Consider the following 17319-nt stretch of genomic DNA (forward strand, 5'->3'; position numbering starts at 1 on the left):
TTGAACATCGAAATCGCTGGAGGGCAGAAAAAACAAAGGCCAGCTGTACGTAGCTGGCCTTTGTTGAACATCATAATGGTGCCCAGAGGCGGAATCGAACCACCGACACGGGGATTTTCAATCCCCTGCTCTACCGACTGAGCTATCTGGGCGTGGGGCGTATTAAACGAGTTTTTCGGGTCATAGTCAACCGCTTTTTCAGGGGTTTTTGACCGTTTGCTCAGTAAATACGCAGCTTGGCTGTTTTTACACCTTTAAGTAGGTGGTGCCAGCCAGGCATTTCTCGTAATAGTCGGTCCAGCGCACGCCTTCACGAGGGGCTATCTTGCCTTTACGAACTTCGCGGTCGAGCCATTTTTTGACGGTTTTGGCCATATAATCGGTGTTGTACTGCATGGTTTCGAGCACTTTCTCGGCTGAGGTGCCCGGAACCACTTCTTCGATATAGAAATCACCGTCTTCGTCATCATGGCAGTAAATGTGTACTTCAGTCAGACGACCAAAAAGATTGTGCATATCGCCCATCACGTCCTGATAGGCGCCGGTCAGAAACATGCCGACATGGTAGGTTTCGCCTTTGCGCAGGGTATGCATAGGGATGTTGTCGCTGATTTCGGTTCCTTCGATGTACTTGCTCAGCTTACCGTCGCTGTCACAGGTGATATCGACGATGGAGCAACGCACTTCCGGCTTTTCGTTCAGGCGGGTAATCGGAACGATTGGCAGCACCTGACCGATGGCCCAGGTATCCGCGGCGGACTGGAAAATCGAAAAGTTGCACAGATACTGGCTGGCAAGCATGTCTTCGAGTTCCTCGAGTTCCTGGAATACAAAGGTTTCACGATCCAGTGAATCATGTATTTCAGCAAGGATCTGCCAGTACATGGTGTCGATCTTCGCCATTTCTTCCAGTGACAAAATACCGAGCTTAAAGGCTTCATAGGTGCTTTGTTTGAACGAGGCAGCGTCGTTATAGCGCTCCTGGGGATGCATGTCGGCTGCGGTAATTAATTCGCGCATGTTGCTTACCAGGATATGCTCACCCTCAGCTCGGGTAATATCGAACTGGGCACCGGTATTTTTAATTTCGCCCACGATATTGGTTACCACACAACTATGGTGCGCGGTAATGGCCCGGCCGCTTTCGCTGACCAGGTTAGGGTGGGGTACATCTTCCAGCTGACAGATCTGTTTAACGCCGTAGACCACATCGGCTACATATTCTTCGGTCGAATAGTTGCGCGAGGAATCCGTGGTCGAGCTGGTGCCGTCATAATCAATGCCCAGGCCGCCACCAATGTCCAGGTATTCCAGCGGAACGCCCATCTGGATCAGCTTGGCATAAAGGCGAGCGCCCTCAGAAACCGCTTCTTTAATCTTACGGATATCCGATAACTGACTTCCGATATGGAAGTGCAACAGCTTGGCGCAGTGCAGCATGTCTTCTTTTTTGAGCAGATCGACGATATTCAGTATTTCAGTAATGCTGAGACCAAATTTAGCCCGGTCACCGCTGGAGCCTGCCCATTTACCAGAGCTGCGTACCATCATCTTACTACGCAGGCCGATCATGGGTTCAACGCCAAGCTTTTTAGCCAGCGGGATCAGCATCTCGAGTTCGCTGAACTTCTCAATAACGATGATCATTTTGCGACCCAACTGGCGGCCAAGCAGGGCCAGGGTCAGATAATCTTCATCTTTATAGCCGTTCAGAATGGTCAGGGCATTGGGATTTTCGTTGTACGCCAGTACTGCCATCAGCTCGGGTTTAGAGCCGGCTTCCAGGCCATAGTTGTAGGGCTCACCAGCGTCCATGATCTCTTCGACCACTTCCCGCATCTGGTTGACCTTGATCGGGAAAACGCCAACGTATTTGCCGTTATACTTCGCGTCTTCAATGGTTTGCGCAAAGGTTTCATTGAGGATCTCAACCTGTGAGCGCAGGATATCGTGAAACCGGATAACTGCTGGCAGCTGGATGCCCTCAGCGATGATTTCATCCATGACTTCCTGCATATCAATGGTGACATCGGGCAGCCGGTGGTTTGGCGTGATTTTAATGCTGCCGTTGTCGCCAATAGAAAAGTAGCCCGCGCCCCAGCGCTTTACGCCGTAAAGCTCTTCGGCGTCTTCGATGCTCCAGTTATCAGCCATCAACTGGCTCCTTTTTCATTCAGAATAATCAGTAGTTCGCGCACCACTTTGGCGGCGAACACGTCGGAGTTCCCGGTCGGATCGATCTCCGGTGACAGTTCCACCACATCGGCGCCAACCAGGTTTTTCTGGCGCAGTAATTTCATCAGGCTGATATACGAATGGAAATCCTCGCCGCCCGGCTCAGGCGTACCGGTGCCAGGCAGATAAGCGGGATCAAAGTAATCCAGATCCAACGTCATATAAATCGGGCGGTCGGCAGGTATGGCTGCGACGCTTTCCAGAAACGCCTGGCGCGAGGTTCGCAGCGTACCTTGCTCCTTCATGAATTTGTATTCGTCGCGGGTGCCTGAGCGAATGCCGTACTGAATCAGCTGGTGGCCTTCGCCGAAATGATCCAGGCAGCGACGGATAATAGATGCGTGGGAATGATGGTATCCCATAAAGCCATCGCGCAAATCAGCGTGGGCATCCAGGTGCAGTAGCACCAGATCGGGATACTCGGCCAGGTAGTTCCGAACCGCGGCATAGGAAATCGAATGCTCACCGCCCAGAGTTAATATCCGGACCCGGTTTTTAGCAATACCAACATCGCCAAAAATGCTGTCAAACTGATCGGAAGCATGTTGCCACTGAACTTCAACATCATCACCTTCGCCGCAGGACAAATTACCCAAGTCAAAAAAGGTACGGTCGTGCAAATCCGCATCCAGATAGGGCGAATATGACTCGATATCCTCAGAAACCGCACGCAGGGCGTCGGGTCCGTTACGGGTTCCTTTACGAAAACAGGCGGTACCGTCAAAGCCAAACCCAATCATATGGGTACTGTCTTTAAACACTGCCTGGTCTGTGCGGGCGCCGAAGAATTCGCGGACGGGGGTATCTGTGGTTACCGAAAGGCCGGTAATTTGTTCAGGTTGATATTCGCTCAATGCAACTCACCTCCGATTAAAAATAAGGCAATAATTCAGGGGGCATATTATCGTCGTAAATCACCTAAATTGCCACTTTATCACTGTCCGTTACCGTTCTTTTTCACTGGATTGAATATTTCATGCTGGATCCGCAGCAGATTTTTATTCAGCGGATTTTTCTTCTGCCAGGTATCAGCCAGCGGCACGGCCACAGGCGCATGATTTTTAATCCCGGCCATTACCCGGGTCTGCCCGTCCAGTGCCAGTTCCACCGCATGAACGCCCAACTCTGATGCAAGAATACGATCAGCAGGAGCCGGCGGACCACCGCGCTGGATATGGCCTAATAAACACGGCCGGCAGGGCAGGTGATATTCAGCTTCCAGTTGCTCAGCCAGTGCTACGGCGCCGCCCGGCCACTGATGCTCGCTCAGGACCATGACATAACTGCCGTCACCACGAATCTTCTGTACCCGTTCGATATGTTTGACCAGTGCGGCCACTGTCAGCGGTTTGTCGTTTTGCAGCTCGGGCAATATCATGCGTTCGGAACCGGCAGCCATGGCGCTGCTCAGGCCGATAAAGCCGGCATTGCGGCCCATCACTTCGACGATAAACACCCGATCCATGGCGTCGGCGGTATCGCGGATTTTATCCAGCGCATCCATAGCAATGGCGACAGCAGTGGCGTAACCAATGGTGGCATCGGTGCCATAAAGATCGTTATCGATAGTACCCGGCACGCCGATGATCTGGCCATTCCAGAACTGCGCCAGATGTTCGGCACCACGAAAGGAGCCATCGCCACCAATAATAATCAGCGCGTCAATATCCAGCGCATCCAGATTTTTCGCGGCCAGCTCAGCGGCATCAGCATCGACAAAGCGTTTACAGCGCGCGCTTTTAATAATGGTTCCGGAGTATTGCAGAATATGCAGCACATCGGCGCCGCAGAGCCTGATATGATCGTTATCCAGTAAGCCCTGGTAACCATGCTTAAATGCGAAAACCTCCAACCCGTAGTGTTCTCCGGCCAGCACAACTGCGCGCAGGGCGGCGTTCATACCCGGGGCGTCACCGCCGCTGGTCAATACAGCAATCCGTTGAATTTTTGCAGGTGTTGACACCAAACATACTCCTCTTTTTATTAGTCTGGTAAGCTTATCGAACTTACGTGCAATAACAAGTAGATGGCCGATGAGCGAATCAAAAATATATCGGGTCGATGCGGCGGCAATAAACCGCTGGGCCCAGGCATGTGCAATGCAGGCCGGAGCATCAGCGCAGATAGCAGCCGATATTGCCCGTTATCTGGTGGCCGGCGATCTGCTCGGCTTTCGCACCCACGGGCTGTTGCGGCTGCGCTATAACCTGAATTGCCTCGAAAGTGGCCAGAGCAAGCCCGCCGGTGAGCCGCGGGTGCTAAAACAGCGGGCGGCAACCCAGTTATGGGACGCTGACTTGCTGCCGGGCCTGCATACCATGCCTAAAGCCATCGCAGCGGCTATCGATATGGCCCGCGAGTGCGGCACCGGTACCGTGATTATGCGCCGGACTCAACACGTCGCTGCGCTGGCTGTTTATTTAGAACAGGCAACGGACGCCGGTATGCTGGTGCAACTGATGGCGGCGACGCCAGCTCAGCAGGCAGTGGCGCCTTTTGGCGCAAAATCGGCCTGGTTCTCACCTAATCCGCTGGCAATTGGCGTGCCTACTACTTCCTCGCCGGTACTTTTTGATATCAGTTTGTCCATGACTGCGGCCGGAAAGGTGCGTACGGCGATTGCTGAGCAACGCGATTTGCCTTATGCGGCATTAATCACCGCGGCTGGCGATTACACCTGTGATCCCACCACCTTTCTGGCGGAACCTCCCAGTGTGCTGGCCCCCCTTGGCGGCGAGCAACTTGGTTACAAAGGCACCGGCCTGAATCTGTTCAGCGAGTTCTGGACCCTGGCACTCAGTCAGTACGGCCGTCATCAGGCCGCCGGCGACGGTGATGCCAATACCGTCTGGGTACAGGTGATTGATCCGGATGCCTTTGGTGACGCCCTTGAGTTCCGGCGCCAGAGCCAGGCTATCGTCGACGGCATGCTTGCAACCACCTCCATTGATGCGGCTAAGCCGGTGCGGGTGCCCGGCAGTGGGGCGCTGGCTGCCCGCGAGCGGCAACTGAACGGAGGCGTGGAGTATACGCCGGCAGTCTGGAAGCAGTTACAGTGGTGTGCCGAACATTGTCAGCAGCCGTTACCTGAGCCGATCTGAATAAGCTCAGGGCTGCAGGCGCTGAATGGTCCAGCCGTCGGCTGTTCGGGTGTAGGTGAAGCGGTCATGTAGCCGGTGGCGGCCGCCTTGCCAGAATTCAAAACGACTAGGTTTGATTCGGTAGCCGCCCCAATTTTCCGGCGCTGGAATCGGCTGATCCTGATATTTTTCTGCGAGCTGCTGGTAACGGGCTTCGAGTTCAGCGCGTTCGGCAATGGGAGCGCTCTGCGCAGATGCCAGCGCGCCTAACTGGCTGGCCCGCGGACGTGTGGCAAAGTAAGCATCAACTGCATCCCGCTCCACTTTTTCAGCGCACCCTTCTATACGTATTTGGCGTTCCATAACCAGCCAGGCAAAATGCATAGCGACTTGCGGATTTGCGTCGATATCCCGGCCTTTCTCACTTTGGTAGTTGGTGTAAAAGATGAAGCTGTCCGGGTCAATTTGCTTCAGCAGTACCGTCCGCTGGTGCGGCTGGCCAGCAGCGTTTACTGTGGCCAGGGTAAACGCCGTCGGGTCAGGCAGGCCGGCATGTTCATTGGCCTGGGTAAACCAGTCCTGAAATTGCAGCATAGGATCATCATTGAGAATTTCACGCTTTAGCTCTGCTAATTCGTAATCTCGCCGTAAATCGTGCAATTTCATAATGATGCCTCTGTCGCTTTTAATCAGTTTCGGCCGGGAAGACCTTCTCACCGGCGACATAAGTGGCCAGTACTTTCTGTTGCCAGAGTTTACTCTGATCCTGCGCAAATGGATCTTGATCCAGAACAATGAAGTCTGCCCACTTGCCCGGCTCCAGTGAGCCCAGTATTTGCTCCTGGCCTGCGGCGTAAGCGGCATCCAGAGTGAAAGCGCGGAACGCCTGGGTCAGGGTCATGGATTCATGGGGATACCAGCCGCCCGCAGGTTGATTATCCCGATCCTGACGGGTAACTGCGGCATGTAAACCGAAGAACGGATCGGCCAGTTCCACCGGGAAATCTGAACCGGCGGCGATAATTGACCCTTGCTCAAGCAACGTCTGCCAGGCGTAGGCGCCCTTCATGCGTTCTTTACCTAAGCGATCTTCGGCCATATTTTTGTCGCTGGTAGCGTGGGTTGGCTGCATTGACGGAATAATATTCAGTTCTTTAAATCGCTTCAGGTCATTGGGGTGAACCACCTGGGCGTGTTCGATACGATGACGCAGGTTACGACCGCCGATAGTGGCGAAGGCCCGTTCGAACTCATCCAGTGCCAACCGGTTCGCCCGGTCGCCGATAGCGTGGGTGTTAATCTGAAAGCCCATCGGAATAATGATCTGATACAGGTCGTGCAGTCGCTCCGGTTGCGTTACCAGCAATCCAAGCTGGTCCTTGTCATCATGATAGGGTTCAAGCAGCGCAGCGCCCCGACTACCTAACGCGCCATCAGCATAGATTTTGACACTACGCATAGTAAAACGGTCGTCAGGGGTATAAATGGGACCCTCACTCAGAATCGATACCAGTTCGGGTTCGTTGGCACTTAGCATGGCATAGACGCGCATCGGCATGTCGCCGACTGCGGCCATTTCACGATAAAGTTGCAGATTGACCGCGTCAACACCGGCGTCGTGTACGTTGGTAATGCCGCGCGCTAACAAGTGCTTAAAGGCCAGTTCCAATGCGTTACGTTGTTGTTCTTTGGTCGGCTGCGGAATAGCTTTTTCAACCAGTGCCATGGCATTGTCTATCAGCACACCGGTCGGGTGGCCGCGTTTGTCGCGAATAATTTCGCCGCCTTCGGGGCTCACGGTTGAAGCATCGATGCCTGCCAGTTCCAGCGCTTTACTGTTGGCCCAGCCAGCATGCCCGTCCACCCGCGTCAGCCAGACAGGCTGATCACTGATGGCTTCATCCAGCGCCTCGGCGGTAGGGAATTCTCTGACCGTCCAGTTCTCCTGATTCCAGCCCCGGCCCATAATCCAGCCGTCTACCGGTGCTTGTTCGCTAAATGATTTCACCTGACGTACGGCTTCTTCAACCGATGTTGCTTCGCGCAAATCGACAAGCTGAAGATTCTGACCCAGGCCCAGCACATGGCCATGCGCGTCAATGATACCAGGCAATAAGGTTTTACCCTGAAGGTCGATTTCAGTGTCAATCAGGGGTCTGAAATAGCTCACCGAACTGGCGGTGCCGATGGCGGCTACTTTGCCATCCCGGACCAGGATGGCGCTGAAGCGCCGCAACTTAGCGTCCGCGCCGGGCGAGCCGGTCAGCGTATAGCCTTTAAAATTGTGAAGAAGGACAGTCTCAGCCTGGCTGACGCTGATAAACAGCAAATTTGCAACAATTAGCAGAATTCCGAATGGGCGCATGATAAGTTAACAACCTGTTGTTTTGTTGGGCTTTTTATAGTGTTAGTCGATGTACAACTTATTATAGCGGAAGTGCATCTAATTTGCTTTTAACATTGCATTACAAATTGGCAACACGCACTATGCAAATAATCGTTAAACAGTGTACAATAGTCTCATTGTTTTTGGGAACGAATCTTGCGCTAAGGCCCCTATGAAAATACTAATAATTGACCAGCAGTTCTTTATTCGCGCCGGGCTTATCCATCTGATCACCAGTTACACATCAGATGTTGCGATCTATGAAGCGCCGACCTTCGAACTGGCAAAAGAATATTTACGGCATCAAAGTAACTACAATCTGATTTTTCTGGACATGGAACTGCCAGATGCTGAACTCCGGCCAACTCTTGCCACCATAAAGAAAATGGCACCCGCAGCGCATATCGTCTTGTTTACCTGGCCGCGACCACTATCTGATATTCGCCAGGCGCTTGCTGCCGGGGTACGCAGCTATTTGCCGAAAGATGCGAGTTCAGAAGAAGCAAAACAGGCAATTCGGATTTTATTGCAAAACGACCGCTATTTGCCGGACGAATCGCGGTTGAATGATAACTTTTCCCGCCAGGGTAGCGCCGAGAACTTTTTGTCACCGCGGCAGCTCGAGATCATGCAGTTGCTGGCACAGGGACTCTCGAATAAAGAAATTGCGACCATACTCGGAATAACTGAAGGGACTATACGGGTTCATTTATCTGCTATCTTTAAAGCGATTAAGGTATCGAACCGCACCGAAGCAACGCTGTGGTATTTATTGAGGCAGAAACGACTGGTGAACTAGGATGCTTGACCTGCAAGATGTTTTGCAGTCGCTGGAACAGCGCAAGAAAGCGCCAACCGAGCTCTGGGATCCGCCCTATTGCGGCGAGCTACCGATCCGCATCGATGAGCAGGGTAACTGGTATTATCAGGATTCCCGCATTCAGCGGATCGAGTTAGTGAGGCTGTTTGCCTCGGTACTGGCCCGCGAAAACGACGATTACTTCTTAATCACTCCCGCCGAAAAAGTTAAAATTACCGTCGAGGATGCGCCTTTTCTTATCGTGGGTTGGGACTATATCGCCGATACCGATCCCAGGGTCATGCAACTCACCACGAATATTGGCGATCGACTACCACTATCCGCGAATCATCCGGTGATCCTGAGGGACAACTATCCGTATGTCGATATGGGTCAGGGGTTGGTCGCCAAAGTGCATCGCAATGTTTATTACCAGTGGGTTGATGCCGCTGAAGCGCAACAGCAAAACGGAACTAAACAGCTTATAATTCAAAGCGCTGGCCAGTCATTTGTGATAGGCGAACTGGCTGCCTGATTTGCGCGTTTCAGCATCCTGGGATATGATGCGCAGCCAGTCTTCTGTGGAGTTTGACACCGATTTATGAAACCGATTACGGTCACTTTGGCGCAACTCGATTTTACTGTTGGTGCCATTACCAAAAACACCGATACGATAGTCCGCACTCTGACTGAGTATGATCAGTCTGATATTGTCATTTTCCCGGAACTCGCCATCACCGGCTATCCGCCGGAAGATTTACTCTTTCGCCCGGATTTCCAACGCCGTATTAATGAATCAGTGCAGCAAATTGCCGATGCGGCGGTTGATAACGTGGCCATAGTCGGGCATCCACACTGTGTTGGCGACGAACTTTTTAACAGCGTATCTGTGTTGCATCGGGGTAAATGCCTGGCGCGCTACCATAAGCATCGGTTGCCACAGTATGGGGTCTTCGACGAGCAGCGCTATTTCATTCCTGGCCATGAGTCTTGTGTTTTTAGTTGGCAGGGGCATCGGATCGGGCTGGTTATTTGTGAAGACCTATGGCGTGCCGAAGCATTACGTGAACTAACCGATATCGGCATCGACTGGGTGATCAGTATTAACGCGTCACCCTTTGAATATGAAAAGCATAAGCAGCGCGTCACCATGATTAAGCAGCGCGCGCAGGAAGCGAACTGTCCGATTGTCTACCTGAATAATTGTGGCGGACAGGATGAGCTGGTATTTGACGGCCATTCTTTTGTGATGACACCCGATGGTAAGTTGCAGGCCGAGTTACCGCACTGTCGGCCCTGTTGCGCGTCACTGCGATTCGATAAATCCGGTATTACCTTGCTGGATGACCTGCCTATGGATCACCCGGGTGATAGCCTCGCGGAGGTTTATCAGGCGCTGGTTTTGTCTATTCGTGACTATGTTCAGAAAAATGGTTTTAAAGGCGTTTTATTTGGCTTATCCGGTGGTATTGATTCGGCATTAACCTGTGCCCTGGCGAGTGAGGCCTTAGGGCGAGAGCACGTCCACGCGGTTATGATGCCGTTTCGGTATACTTCTGAAATGAGCATTGAAGACGCCTTGCAGCAGGCTAAAAACCTGGGCATTCAGTACGACAGCATTCCTATTGAGCCGGTTTATAACAGTTTTATGCAGCAGCTCGAGCCGGTTCTAGCCGGTACTATGGCCGACATTACCGAAGAGAATCTGCAGGCCCGCAGCCGCGGTACTATACTGATGGCGATTTCAAATAAAACCCGGGCGCTGGTTCTGAGTACCGGCAACAAGAGCGAACTGGCGGTGGGGTACTGCACACTTTATGGCGATATGTGCGGTGGGTTTTCACCGCTAAAAGATGTGCCCAAGATGATGGTTTATGCGCTGGCAAACTATGCCAACCGCAACGGCGAGGTTATTCCACAGCGGGTCATCGACCGTCCGCCCTCAGCCGAACTGGCTCCGGATCAGAAAGATGAAGACTCGCTGCCACCTTATCCGGTACTGGATAAAATCATCAGCCTGTATGTGGAGCAGGACTGGAGTCCGGAAGAAATTGTTGATTCCGGATTCAATCGCGCCGACGTGTTTCGTGTGATCAGGCTGATTGACGTCAATGAGTTTAAGCGCCGTCAGGCTGCCACCGGACCGAAAATTACCTCGCGAAACTTTAGCAAGGATCGCCGCTATCCAATCACCAACCATTTTCACTTTGAGCAGGAACGTCAGCTTGTTGAGGAGGCTAAGAAATGAAGAAAATAGAAGCCATTATTAAACCCTTCAAACTGGACGATGTGCGTGAAGCCTTGTCAGAGGTTGGGATCGCAGGCATGACAGTGTCGGAGGTAAAAGGTTTTGGCCGGCAGAAAGGGCATACTGAGCTGTATCGGGGGGCTGAGTATATGGTGGATTTTCTGCCCAAGGTTAAGCTCGAGATCGTGGTTCCGGATGAACAGGTAGAACGCTGCATTGACGCCATCATGGAAACGGCACAAACCGGCAAGATCGGTGACGGCAAAATATTTGTGACGACGGTAGAGCGGGTTATCCGGATTCGGACTGGCGAGGAAAACGAAGACGCAGTATAGCAACTGCGTCTTATTCAGCTGGTCAACGGTCTGTTAGCGCAGGTAACTGCTGTCAGGGAAGTTCTGGCGCAGCGTGGCTAATGCACTGTCACGTAAATCGGTAAGATTCAGGCGGCCGTAGCTATTTGCCATAATACCTAAAGCTTTTTCTGCTTCAGGCGTATCGCTATAATATTCCAGCACGTATTTACCGCGGTTGGCCGCAGCTAAGTAGGCTTCGCGCTTCATATAATATTCCGCTACAGATAGCTCATACTGTGCCAGGCGGCTTTTTATTCCCACCATACGCTGCCGGGCATCGGCTGCATATTTGCTGTCAGGAAAGCGGCGTAGTAACTGGGCAAAATCATTAAAGGCTTCTTTGGCTTTGCTTGGATCCCGGTCAGCGCGGTCAATGCCTGCCAGTTCCTGAATGGCATTGTAATCAGCGCGCTGATTGATCAGGCCACGCATATAAAGCACGTAATCGATATCCTGATGATTCGGGTTCAGCCGACTGAAGCGATCCACGGCCGCCAGCGCTTTATCAATATCCGCCAGTTTGTAATAAACATAGATTAAATCGAGCTGAACCTGATGGGCTAAGGGACCAAAAGGGTAGCGGGTGGACATTGCCTGTAGTGTCTGGGCAGCAGTACTGAAATTGCCTGCAGCAATATTGTTACGCGCGCGCTCGTATGTTGCCTGCGCATCGTTTAATGGTTCTACGGCAGTAGTGTTTTCGGGAGTACCAGAGCACCCGCTTAAATAGATGCTTGCAAGACAAGCCAGAATAATTCGCAGTTTCATATGATGTTATTCTAATCTCAGTTAATTTAATTTTTTGGTGGTCGATACACCAAACAGGTACACTAGCAGTTCATTAAAAGCATTCTAACGCAGCATTGGCTGCTTTCACAGGTCCATAACATATTTTATGAGTGAACAGATTTTACTGACTGGAGTTATTCCTTCCCATGCCAACGGTAAACGGTTGGACCAGGCGCTTGCTGAGTTGTTCCCGGACTACTCGCGTTCAAGACTAAAAAATTGGATCACCGACGGTTCTGTTACCATCGACGGGCAGGTTGTTGATCGGCCCCGTGAGAAAGTGCTTACCGGCATGGAAATTCAGGTAGATGCCGAAATAGAGGAAGAACAACGTTACAGTGCCCAGCCTATTGATCTCAATATTGTTTACGAAGATGACCATATTCTGATTATCAATAAGCCAGCCGGACTGGTTGTCCATCCCGGTGCGGGTAAGCCGGACGGCACCTTGCTGAATGCCTTATTACATTACCACCCGCCTATCGATCAGGTGCCACGAGCCGGTATCGTCCATCGTCTGGATAAAGATACGACCGGGCTGATGGTGGTGGCCAAAACGATTCCGGCTCAGACCTATCTGGTGGCGGCCATGCAGGGACGGGAGATCACCCGCGAATATGAAGCTGTCTGTAATGGCGCGATGACGGCAGGAGGCCTGGTTGATGAACCTATTGGCCGGCATGCCACTAAGCGGACGCATATGGCGGTCGTAAATTCCGGCCGCCCGGCCGTAACGCACTATCGGGTTTCTGAGCGGTTCCGCGCACACACCCATCTGCGACTGCGGCTGGAAACCGGGCGGACACATCAAATTCGCGTTCATATGGCGCACATTCGTCATCCGCTGGTAGGCGATCTGACGTATGGTGGCCGCCCGCGACCACCGCAGCAAGCCTCTGCTGAACTGCTTCAAACCCTACAAGGCTTTAAGCGTCAGGCATTGCATGCAGCCCGTTTGTCACTGCATCATCCAATTACCGGCGAATGGCTAAGCTGGGATGCTCCGACCCCGCCGGATTTTGTCGAGCTGCTTGCGCAGTTGCGCCGTGACCGGCAAGCACATCCGCATGACTAAGAGCAGTCTGTCGGGAGATTATCTGATTCCCGACTGGCCGTTGCCTGATGGAATTTCTGCGGCAGTTTCAACGGTGACCTCGCCGGGTAACCTTGCTGCACACGTATTCGCCGAACCCGCTTCGGTTATCCGGCATCGCCGGCAACTCGTGCGTGATTTGTCCTTACCTTGTACCCCGCGCTGGCTGCAGCAGTACCATGGTGCTGTTGCCGGCAATTTTGCTGAAATAGCTTTAGGTGCACCGGCAGACGCGATATTCAGCCGTCAGCCAGCATCTGTATGCGCGGTATTAACTGCCGACTGTCTGCCAGTTTTACTGGTTAGTCGCGATGGCAGTGAAATAGCAGCGGTACACGCGGGCTGGCGCGGACTCGCCGCGGGCGTGATCGAAAGCACGCTGCAGCAATTGCGTACTGACAATGCCGACCTAAGGGCCTGGATTGGGCCTGCAATAACCCTCCCGTATTTTGAAGTTGGCGGTGATGTCTATGACGTGTTTGCGGCCAGGGGGCTCACTGACAGTAAAAACTTCTTGCCGCAACCGCAGCATAAATGGTTGGCCGATTTGCCCGATCTTGCCAGGCGGGTTCTAAACCTTGCTGGCGTTAGTGATGTCACCCTCAGCGGTTTGTGCACTTATAGTGATGAACGCTGGTATTCCTATCGGCGCACCCCTGTCGCTGGCCGTTTTGCTTCCCTGATCTGGAAAAATTAATCCCGCTGCCCTCTTGAAATTGCCTAAATATTACCCACATTAAGTAACAGGTTATATGAAACTTTATTGAGGTAGTTTTCTATGCGATTTGACCGACTCACAAATAAATTCCAACTGGCCATAGCTGACGCACAGTCGCTGGCGCTGGGCCGTGACCATCAGTTTATTGAACCGGTGCACGTGATGCAGGCGTTGCTGAACCAGGACGGCGGTACGCTGCGTCCGCTGCTGACGTTGTTGCAGGTTGACGTTGCCAGTCTGCGGGCACAGTTGTCCGAAGCTCTTGATAGCTTAGCCCAGGTCGAAGGCACCGGCGGTGAAGTTCAGGTTTCCGCAGCCACCAGCACCTTACTTAACTTATGCGACAAATTTGCCCAGAAGCGCAATGATCAGTACATCTCGTCCGAGCTGTTCGTTCTTGCGGCCACTGAAGATAAGGGCAAGCTGGGTAGTATTCTTAAGCGCCTCGGAATAACCCGCGAGAAAGTGGAAAAAGCCATTGCGCAAGTGCGCGACGGTCAGACCGTGCGCGACCAGAATGCCGAAGATCAGCGGCAGGCGCTTGATAAATACACTATTGATCTGACTGAACGGGCTGAGCAGGGCAAACTGGACCCGGTTATCGGCCGTGACGAAGAGATCCGCCGCACGGTGCAGGTGCTGCAGCGCCGGACCAAAAACAACCCGGTGCTTATTGGTGCGCCCGGCGTTGGTAAAACCGCTATTGTTGAGGGCCTGGCCCAGCGTATCGTCAACGGCGAGGTGCCGGAAGGTCTGAAGAATAAGCGGGTGCTGTCGCTGGATCTGGGAGCACTGCTGGCTGGCGCTAAGTACCGCGGCGAATTTGAGGAACGTCTTAAAGCCGTGCTCAATGAGCTGTCGAAAGAAGAGGGCCGGGTGATCCTGTTCATTGACGAGTTGCATACCATGGTTGGCGCCGGTAAGGCAGAAGGTGCTATGGATGCCGGAAACATGCTGAAACCAGCGTTGGCGCGGGGCGAACTGCACTGCGTGGGTGCCACCACCCTTGACGAATATAGGCAGTACATTGAAAAAGATGCCGCACTGGAACGACGTTTCCAGAAGGTGCTGGTTGATGAGCCGTCAGTCGAAGATACCATCGCAATTTTGCGTGGCCTTAAAGAAAGGTACGAAGTGCATCACTCGGTGCAGATTACTGATCCGGCAATTGTCGCTGCCGCATCGCTGTCACACCGCTATATCAGCGATCGCCAGTTACCCGACAAGGCCATTGATCTGATTGATGAAGCGGCATCAAGTATCCGTATCCAGATTGATTCTAAACCGGAAGAACTGGACCGCCTGGAGCGGCGGATCATTCAGCTGCAACTTGAACAAAAAGCACTGCAGAAAGAAGAGGACGAGGCGAGCCGCAAGCGCCTCGAAAGTCTGGAAGATGATCTGCAGGATCTGCAACGTAAGTATGCGGAACTTGAAGAAGTCTGGTTGTCTGAAAAGGCTTCGGTACAGGGCGCCCAGAATATTAAAGCGCAGATAGAGCAGGCGCGCACCGATCTGGATATCGCGCGCCGGGCCGGCGACCTGAATCGTATGTCTGAGCTTCAGTACGGCAAGATCCCGGAACTGGAGCGGCAACTGGAAACTGCGATCGAGTCGGAAGGGCAGACCATGACCCTGTTAAAGAACAAGGTCACCGAAGAAGAGATAGCTGAAGTGTTGTCGCGCTGGACTGGTATACCGGTGAACAGGATGCTTGAAGGCGAGCGCGAGAAACTGTTGCAGATGGAAACCCAACTGCACTCCCGCGTTGTTGGGCAGGATGAAGCGGTGACCTCAGTGGCAAATGCTATTCGCCGCTCGCGGGCCGGTTTGTCTGACCCACAGCGACCTATTGGGTCTTTCCTATTCCTGGGGCCGACAGGGGTAGGTAAAACCGAACTGTGTAAAGCGCTGGCTAACTTTATGTTCGATACCGATACCGCCATGGTGCGGATCGATATGTCGGAGTTTATGGAGAAGCACTCGGTGGCACGTTTAGTCGGTGCACCTCCTGGCTATGTCGGCTATGAAGAAGGCGGCTACCTTACTGAAGCGGTGCGACGCCGGCCATATTCAGTACTATTACTTGATGAAGTTGAGAAGGCGCATCCGGATGTATTTAACATCCTGTTGCAAGTACTGGACGACGGACGTCTTACCGACGGGCAGGGGCGTACAGTGGATTTCCGCAATACGGTCATCATTATGACGTCAAACCTGGGCTCGGATATGATCCAGGAGAAAGCTCATGAGCAAAGTTATGAGCAGATGAAGGCGGACGTTACCGGTATTCTGCATCACCACTTCCGGCCTGAGTTTTTAAACCGGATTGATGAAACTGTGGTGTTTCATCCACTGGCGAAGAATCACATCCGTAATATTGCGCGGATTCAGCTGCAGCGGCTGTATGACCGTCTTGCTGAGCGTGACTATCAGGTACAAATCAGTGATGAGGCGCTGGATCTGCTGGCTGCCGAAGGCTTTGATCCGGTATTTGGTGCGCGGCCCTTAAAACGGGCGATACAGCAGCGACTTGAAAACCCGCTGGCGCAGAAGATGCTGGCCGGCGAACTTATTCCAGGTCGGACTATTATTATTGACAAAGTGGATGGTGAACTGTCCATCAGTCAGTAAGTGCGGGCTAACAGCGGCTGTTTATTGCTGCTGTTAAGCTATGCTATCCTGTGCGACCCTGATTCATAAGGAGTCGGGGCGCCAGGCTGTATCGAACTAAGGATGCCAAAATGCCAAATAATAATGAGCAACGAGCTAATACCAAGAATCGCGGTATTTTTCTGCTTCCCAATTTGCTGACTACTGCAGGCCTGTTTTCCGGCTTTTTCGCAATTGTCGCATCGATGAATAACAATTTTGAGTCTGCTGCTGTTGCGATTTTTATCGCTATGGTATTTGACGGGCTTGATGGCCGCGTAGCACGGATGACAAATACCGAAAGTGATTTTGGCGCTGAATATGACAGCATGGCCGATATTGTTTCCTTTGGTATGGCTCCGGCATTGGTGATGTACAACTGGGCGCTGGCAGACTTAGGTAAGCTTGGCTGGTTGGCAGCATTTATTTTTGTCGCGGGCGGCGCGTTGCGGCTGGCACGTTTTAATACGAATCTGGGTACCGCCGATAAACGCTACTTCCAGGGTCTGGCAATTCCCAGCGCCGCGGCTTTGGTCGGTGGCGCTGTCTGGGTAGGCAGCAAGTACGGTGTTGATCCTACAGATATCAGCTATCTTGCGGCGATACTGACGATTTGTGCTGGCCTGTTAATGGTCAGTAATTTCCGTTATCACTCATTTAAAGACGTGGACTGGCGTGGCCGGGTTTCCTTTGTGGTTATCCTGTTGGTGGTTTTGGCCTTTGTTATCGTTGCGACCGAACCTTCTTTAGTCCTCTTTAGTCTCTTTTTCCTATATACCTTATCGGGGCCAATCACGACATATCGTTCAGTGAAGAAACTAAAACTGGAACATGTTATTGGTGATACCGACGAAGGCGAACTGGATGACGAAACGAATAAGCAACAAAAAGATTCAGAATCCGGCCAAAAAACCGGCTCAGAGAAAGGTTCTGAATAAAAAATAAGCAAACGATCAGTTTAGG

Annotated in this window: 15 protein-coding genes and 1 tRNA gene; 9 read left to right on the plus strand and 7 right to left on the minus strand. The window is 52.4% G+C overall.

Features of this window, described 5'->3' with window-relative positions; all coding sequences use genetic code 11:
• Window positions 1-76: 76 nt before the first annotated feature.
• The 4 genes from IDSA_RS11025 to IDSA_RS11040 all read right to left on the minus strand — a co-directional run bounded on the left by IDSA_RS11025 (window position 77) and on the right by IDSA_RS11040 (window position 4198).
• Window positions 77-152: transfer RNA gene (locus IDSA_RS11025), tRNA-Phe, on the minus strand.
• A gap of 94 nt (window positions 153-246) precedes the next feature.
• Window positions 247-2154 (minus strand): biosynthetic arginine decarboxylase, encoded by a 1908-nt coding sequence (gene speA, locus IDSA_RS11030; protein WP_034776967.1) that lies wholly within the window; start codon window positions 2152-2154, stop codon window positions 247-249.
• Entirely contained in the window at window positions 2154-3089 is a 936-nt protein-coding gene (gene speB / locus IDSA_RS11035; RefSeq protein WP_232221304.1) for an agmatinase, read from the minus strand. The genes speA and speB overlap by 1 nt, the downstream gene beginning before the upstream one ends.
• A gap of 80 nt (window positions 3090-3169) precedes the next feature.
• Window positions 3170-4198, minus strand: a complete 1029-nt coding sequence (locus IDSA_RS11040; RefSeq protein WP_034776968.1) for an ATP-dependent 6-phosphofructokinase — start codon at window positions 4196-4198, stop codon at window positions 3170-3172.
• Between the two features lie 70 nt (window positions 4199-4268).
• Here IDSA_RS11040 and IDSA_RS11045 point away from each other — a divergent pair, with 70 nt between their 5' ends.
• On the plus strand, window positions 4269-5336 hold the full coding sequence (locus tag IDSA_RS11045) for an Ldh family oxidoreductase (RefSeq protein ID WP_034776970.1): 1068 nt from the start codon (window positions 4269-4271) through the stop codon (window positions 5334-5336).
• A 6-nt stretch (window positions 5337-5342) separates the two neighbouring features.
• Here the strand turns inward: IDSA_RS11045 and pdxH are convergent, their stop codons facing one another.
• Window positions 5343-5981 carry a pyridoxamine 5'-phosphate oxidase gene (pdxH, locus tag IDSA_RS11050; RefSeq protein ID WP_034776972.1) on the minus strand — a complete coding sequence of 213 codons (639 nt, stop codon included), beginning with the start codon at window positions 5979-5981 and terminating at the stop codon, window positions 5343-5345.
• A gap of 19 nt (window positions 5982-6000) precedes the next feature.
• Complete coding sequence (locus IDSA_RS11055; protein ID WP_034776974.1) at window positions 6001-7680, minus strand: amidohydrolase; 1680 nt, start codon at window positions 7678-7680, stop codon at window positions 6001-6003.
• A 193-nt stretch (window positions 7681-7873) separates the two neighbouring features.
• On the opposite strand from IDSA_RS11055, the gene IDSA_RS11060 reads away from it, so the two are divergent.
• From IDSA_RS11060 to glnB, 4 genes are all read left to right on the plus strand, one after another.
• Window positions 7874-8500 (plus strand): LuxR C-terminal-related transcriptional regulator, encoded by a 627-nt coding sequence (locus IDSA_RS11060; protein ID WP_034776976.1) that lies wholly within the window; start codon window positions 7874-7876, stop codon window positions 8498-8500.
• A 1-nt stretch (window position 8501) separates the two neighbouring features.
• Window positions 8502-9035, plus strand: coding sequence for a DUF1285 domain-containing protein (locus IDSA_RS11065; RefSeq protein ID WP_034776978.1), 534 nt, complete (start codon window positions 8502-8504; stop codon window positions 9033-9035).
• 66 nt (window positions 9036-9101) lie between these two features.
• The gene (locus IDSA_RS11070) at window positions 9102-10748 is read left to right on the plus strand and encodes an NAD+ synthase (RefSeq protein ID WP_034776980.1); all 1647 of its coding nucleotides are present in this window, start codon (window positions 9102-9104) and stop codon (window positions 10746-10748) included.
• Window positions 10745-11083: a nitrogen regulatory protein P-II gene (gene glnB, locus IDSA_RS11075; protein WP_034776982.1), complete on the plus strand. Its 339-nt coding sequence runs from the start codon at window positions 10745-10747 to the stop codon at window positions 11081-11083. Before IDSA_RS11070 ends, glnB begins: the two co-directional genes overlap by 4 nt.
• 33 nt (window positions 11084-11116) lie before the next feature.
• Here the strand turns inward: glnB and IDSA_RS11080 are convergent, their stop codons facing one another.
• Complete coding sequence (locus IDSA_RS11080; protein WP_034776984.1) at window positions 11117-11872, minus strand: outer membrane protein assembly factor BamD; 756 nt, start codon at window positions 11870-11872, stop codon at window positions 11117-11119.
• Window positions 11873-11999: 127 nt separating this feature from the next.
• Between IDSA_RS11080 and rluD the strand changes: the two genes are divergently transcribed.
• The 4 genes from rluD (at window position 12000) to pssA (ending at window position 17294) form a co-directional block, all read left to right on the plus strand.
• A complete protein-coding gene (rluD, locus tag IDSA_RS11085) occupies window positions 12000-12968 on the plus strand; it encodes a 23S rRNA pseudouridine(1911/1915/1917) synthase RluD (protein ID WP_034776986.1) in 969 nt (322 codons plus the stop codon).
• Entirely contained in the window at window positions 12961-13683 is a 723-nt protein-coding gene (gene pgeF, locus IDSA_RS11090) for a peptidoglycan editing factor PgeF (RefSeq protein WP_034776988.1), read from the plus strand. Before rluD ends, pgeF begins: the two co-directional genes overlap by 8 nt.
• Window positions 13684-13764: 81 nt before the next feature.
• Entirely contained in the window at window positions 13765-16338 is a 2574-nt protein-coding gene (clpB, locus tag IDSA_RS11095; protein WP_034776990.1) for an ATP-dependent chaperone ClpB, read from the plus strand.
• Between the two features lie 110 nt (window positions 16339-16448).
• Window positions 16449-17294, plus strand: a complete 846-nt coding sequence (pssA, locus tag IDSA_RS11100) for a CDP-diacylglycerol--serine O-phosphatidyltransferase (RefSeq protein ID WP_034776992.1) — start codon at window positions 16449-16451, stop codon at window positions 17292-17294.
• The last annotated feature ends 25 nt before the right edge of the window (window positions 17295-17319 follow it).

The organism is Pseudidiomarina salinarum, from assembly GCF_000753715.1.
GTDB classification, from domain to species: Bacteria; Pseudomonadota; Gammaproteobacteria; order Enterobacterales; family Alteromonadaceae; genus Pseudidiomarina; species Pseudidiomarina salinarum.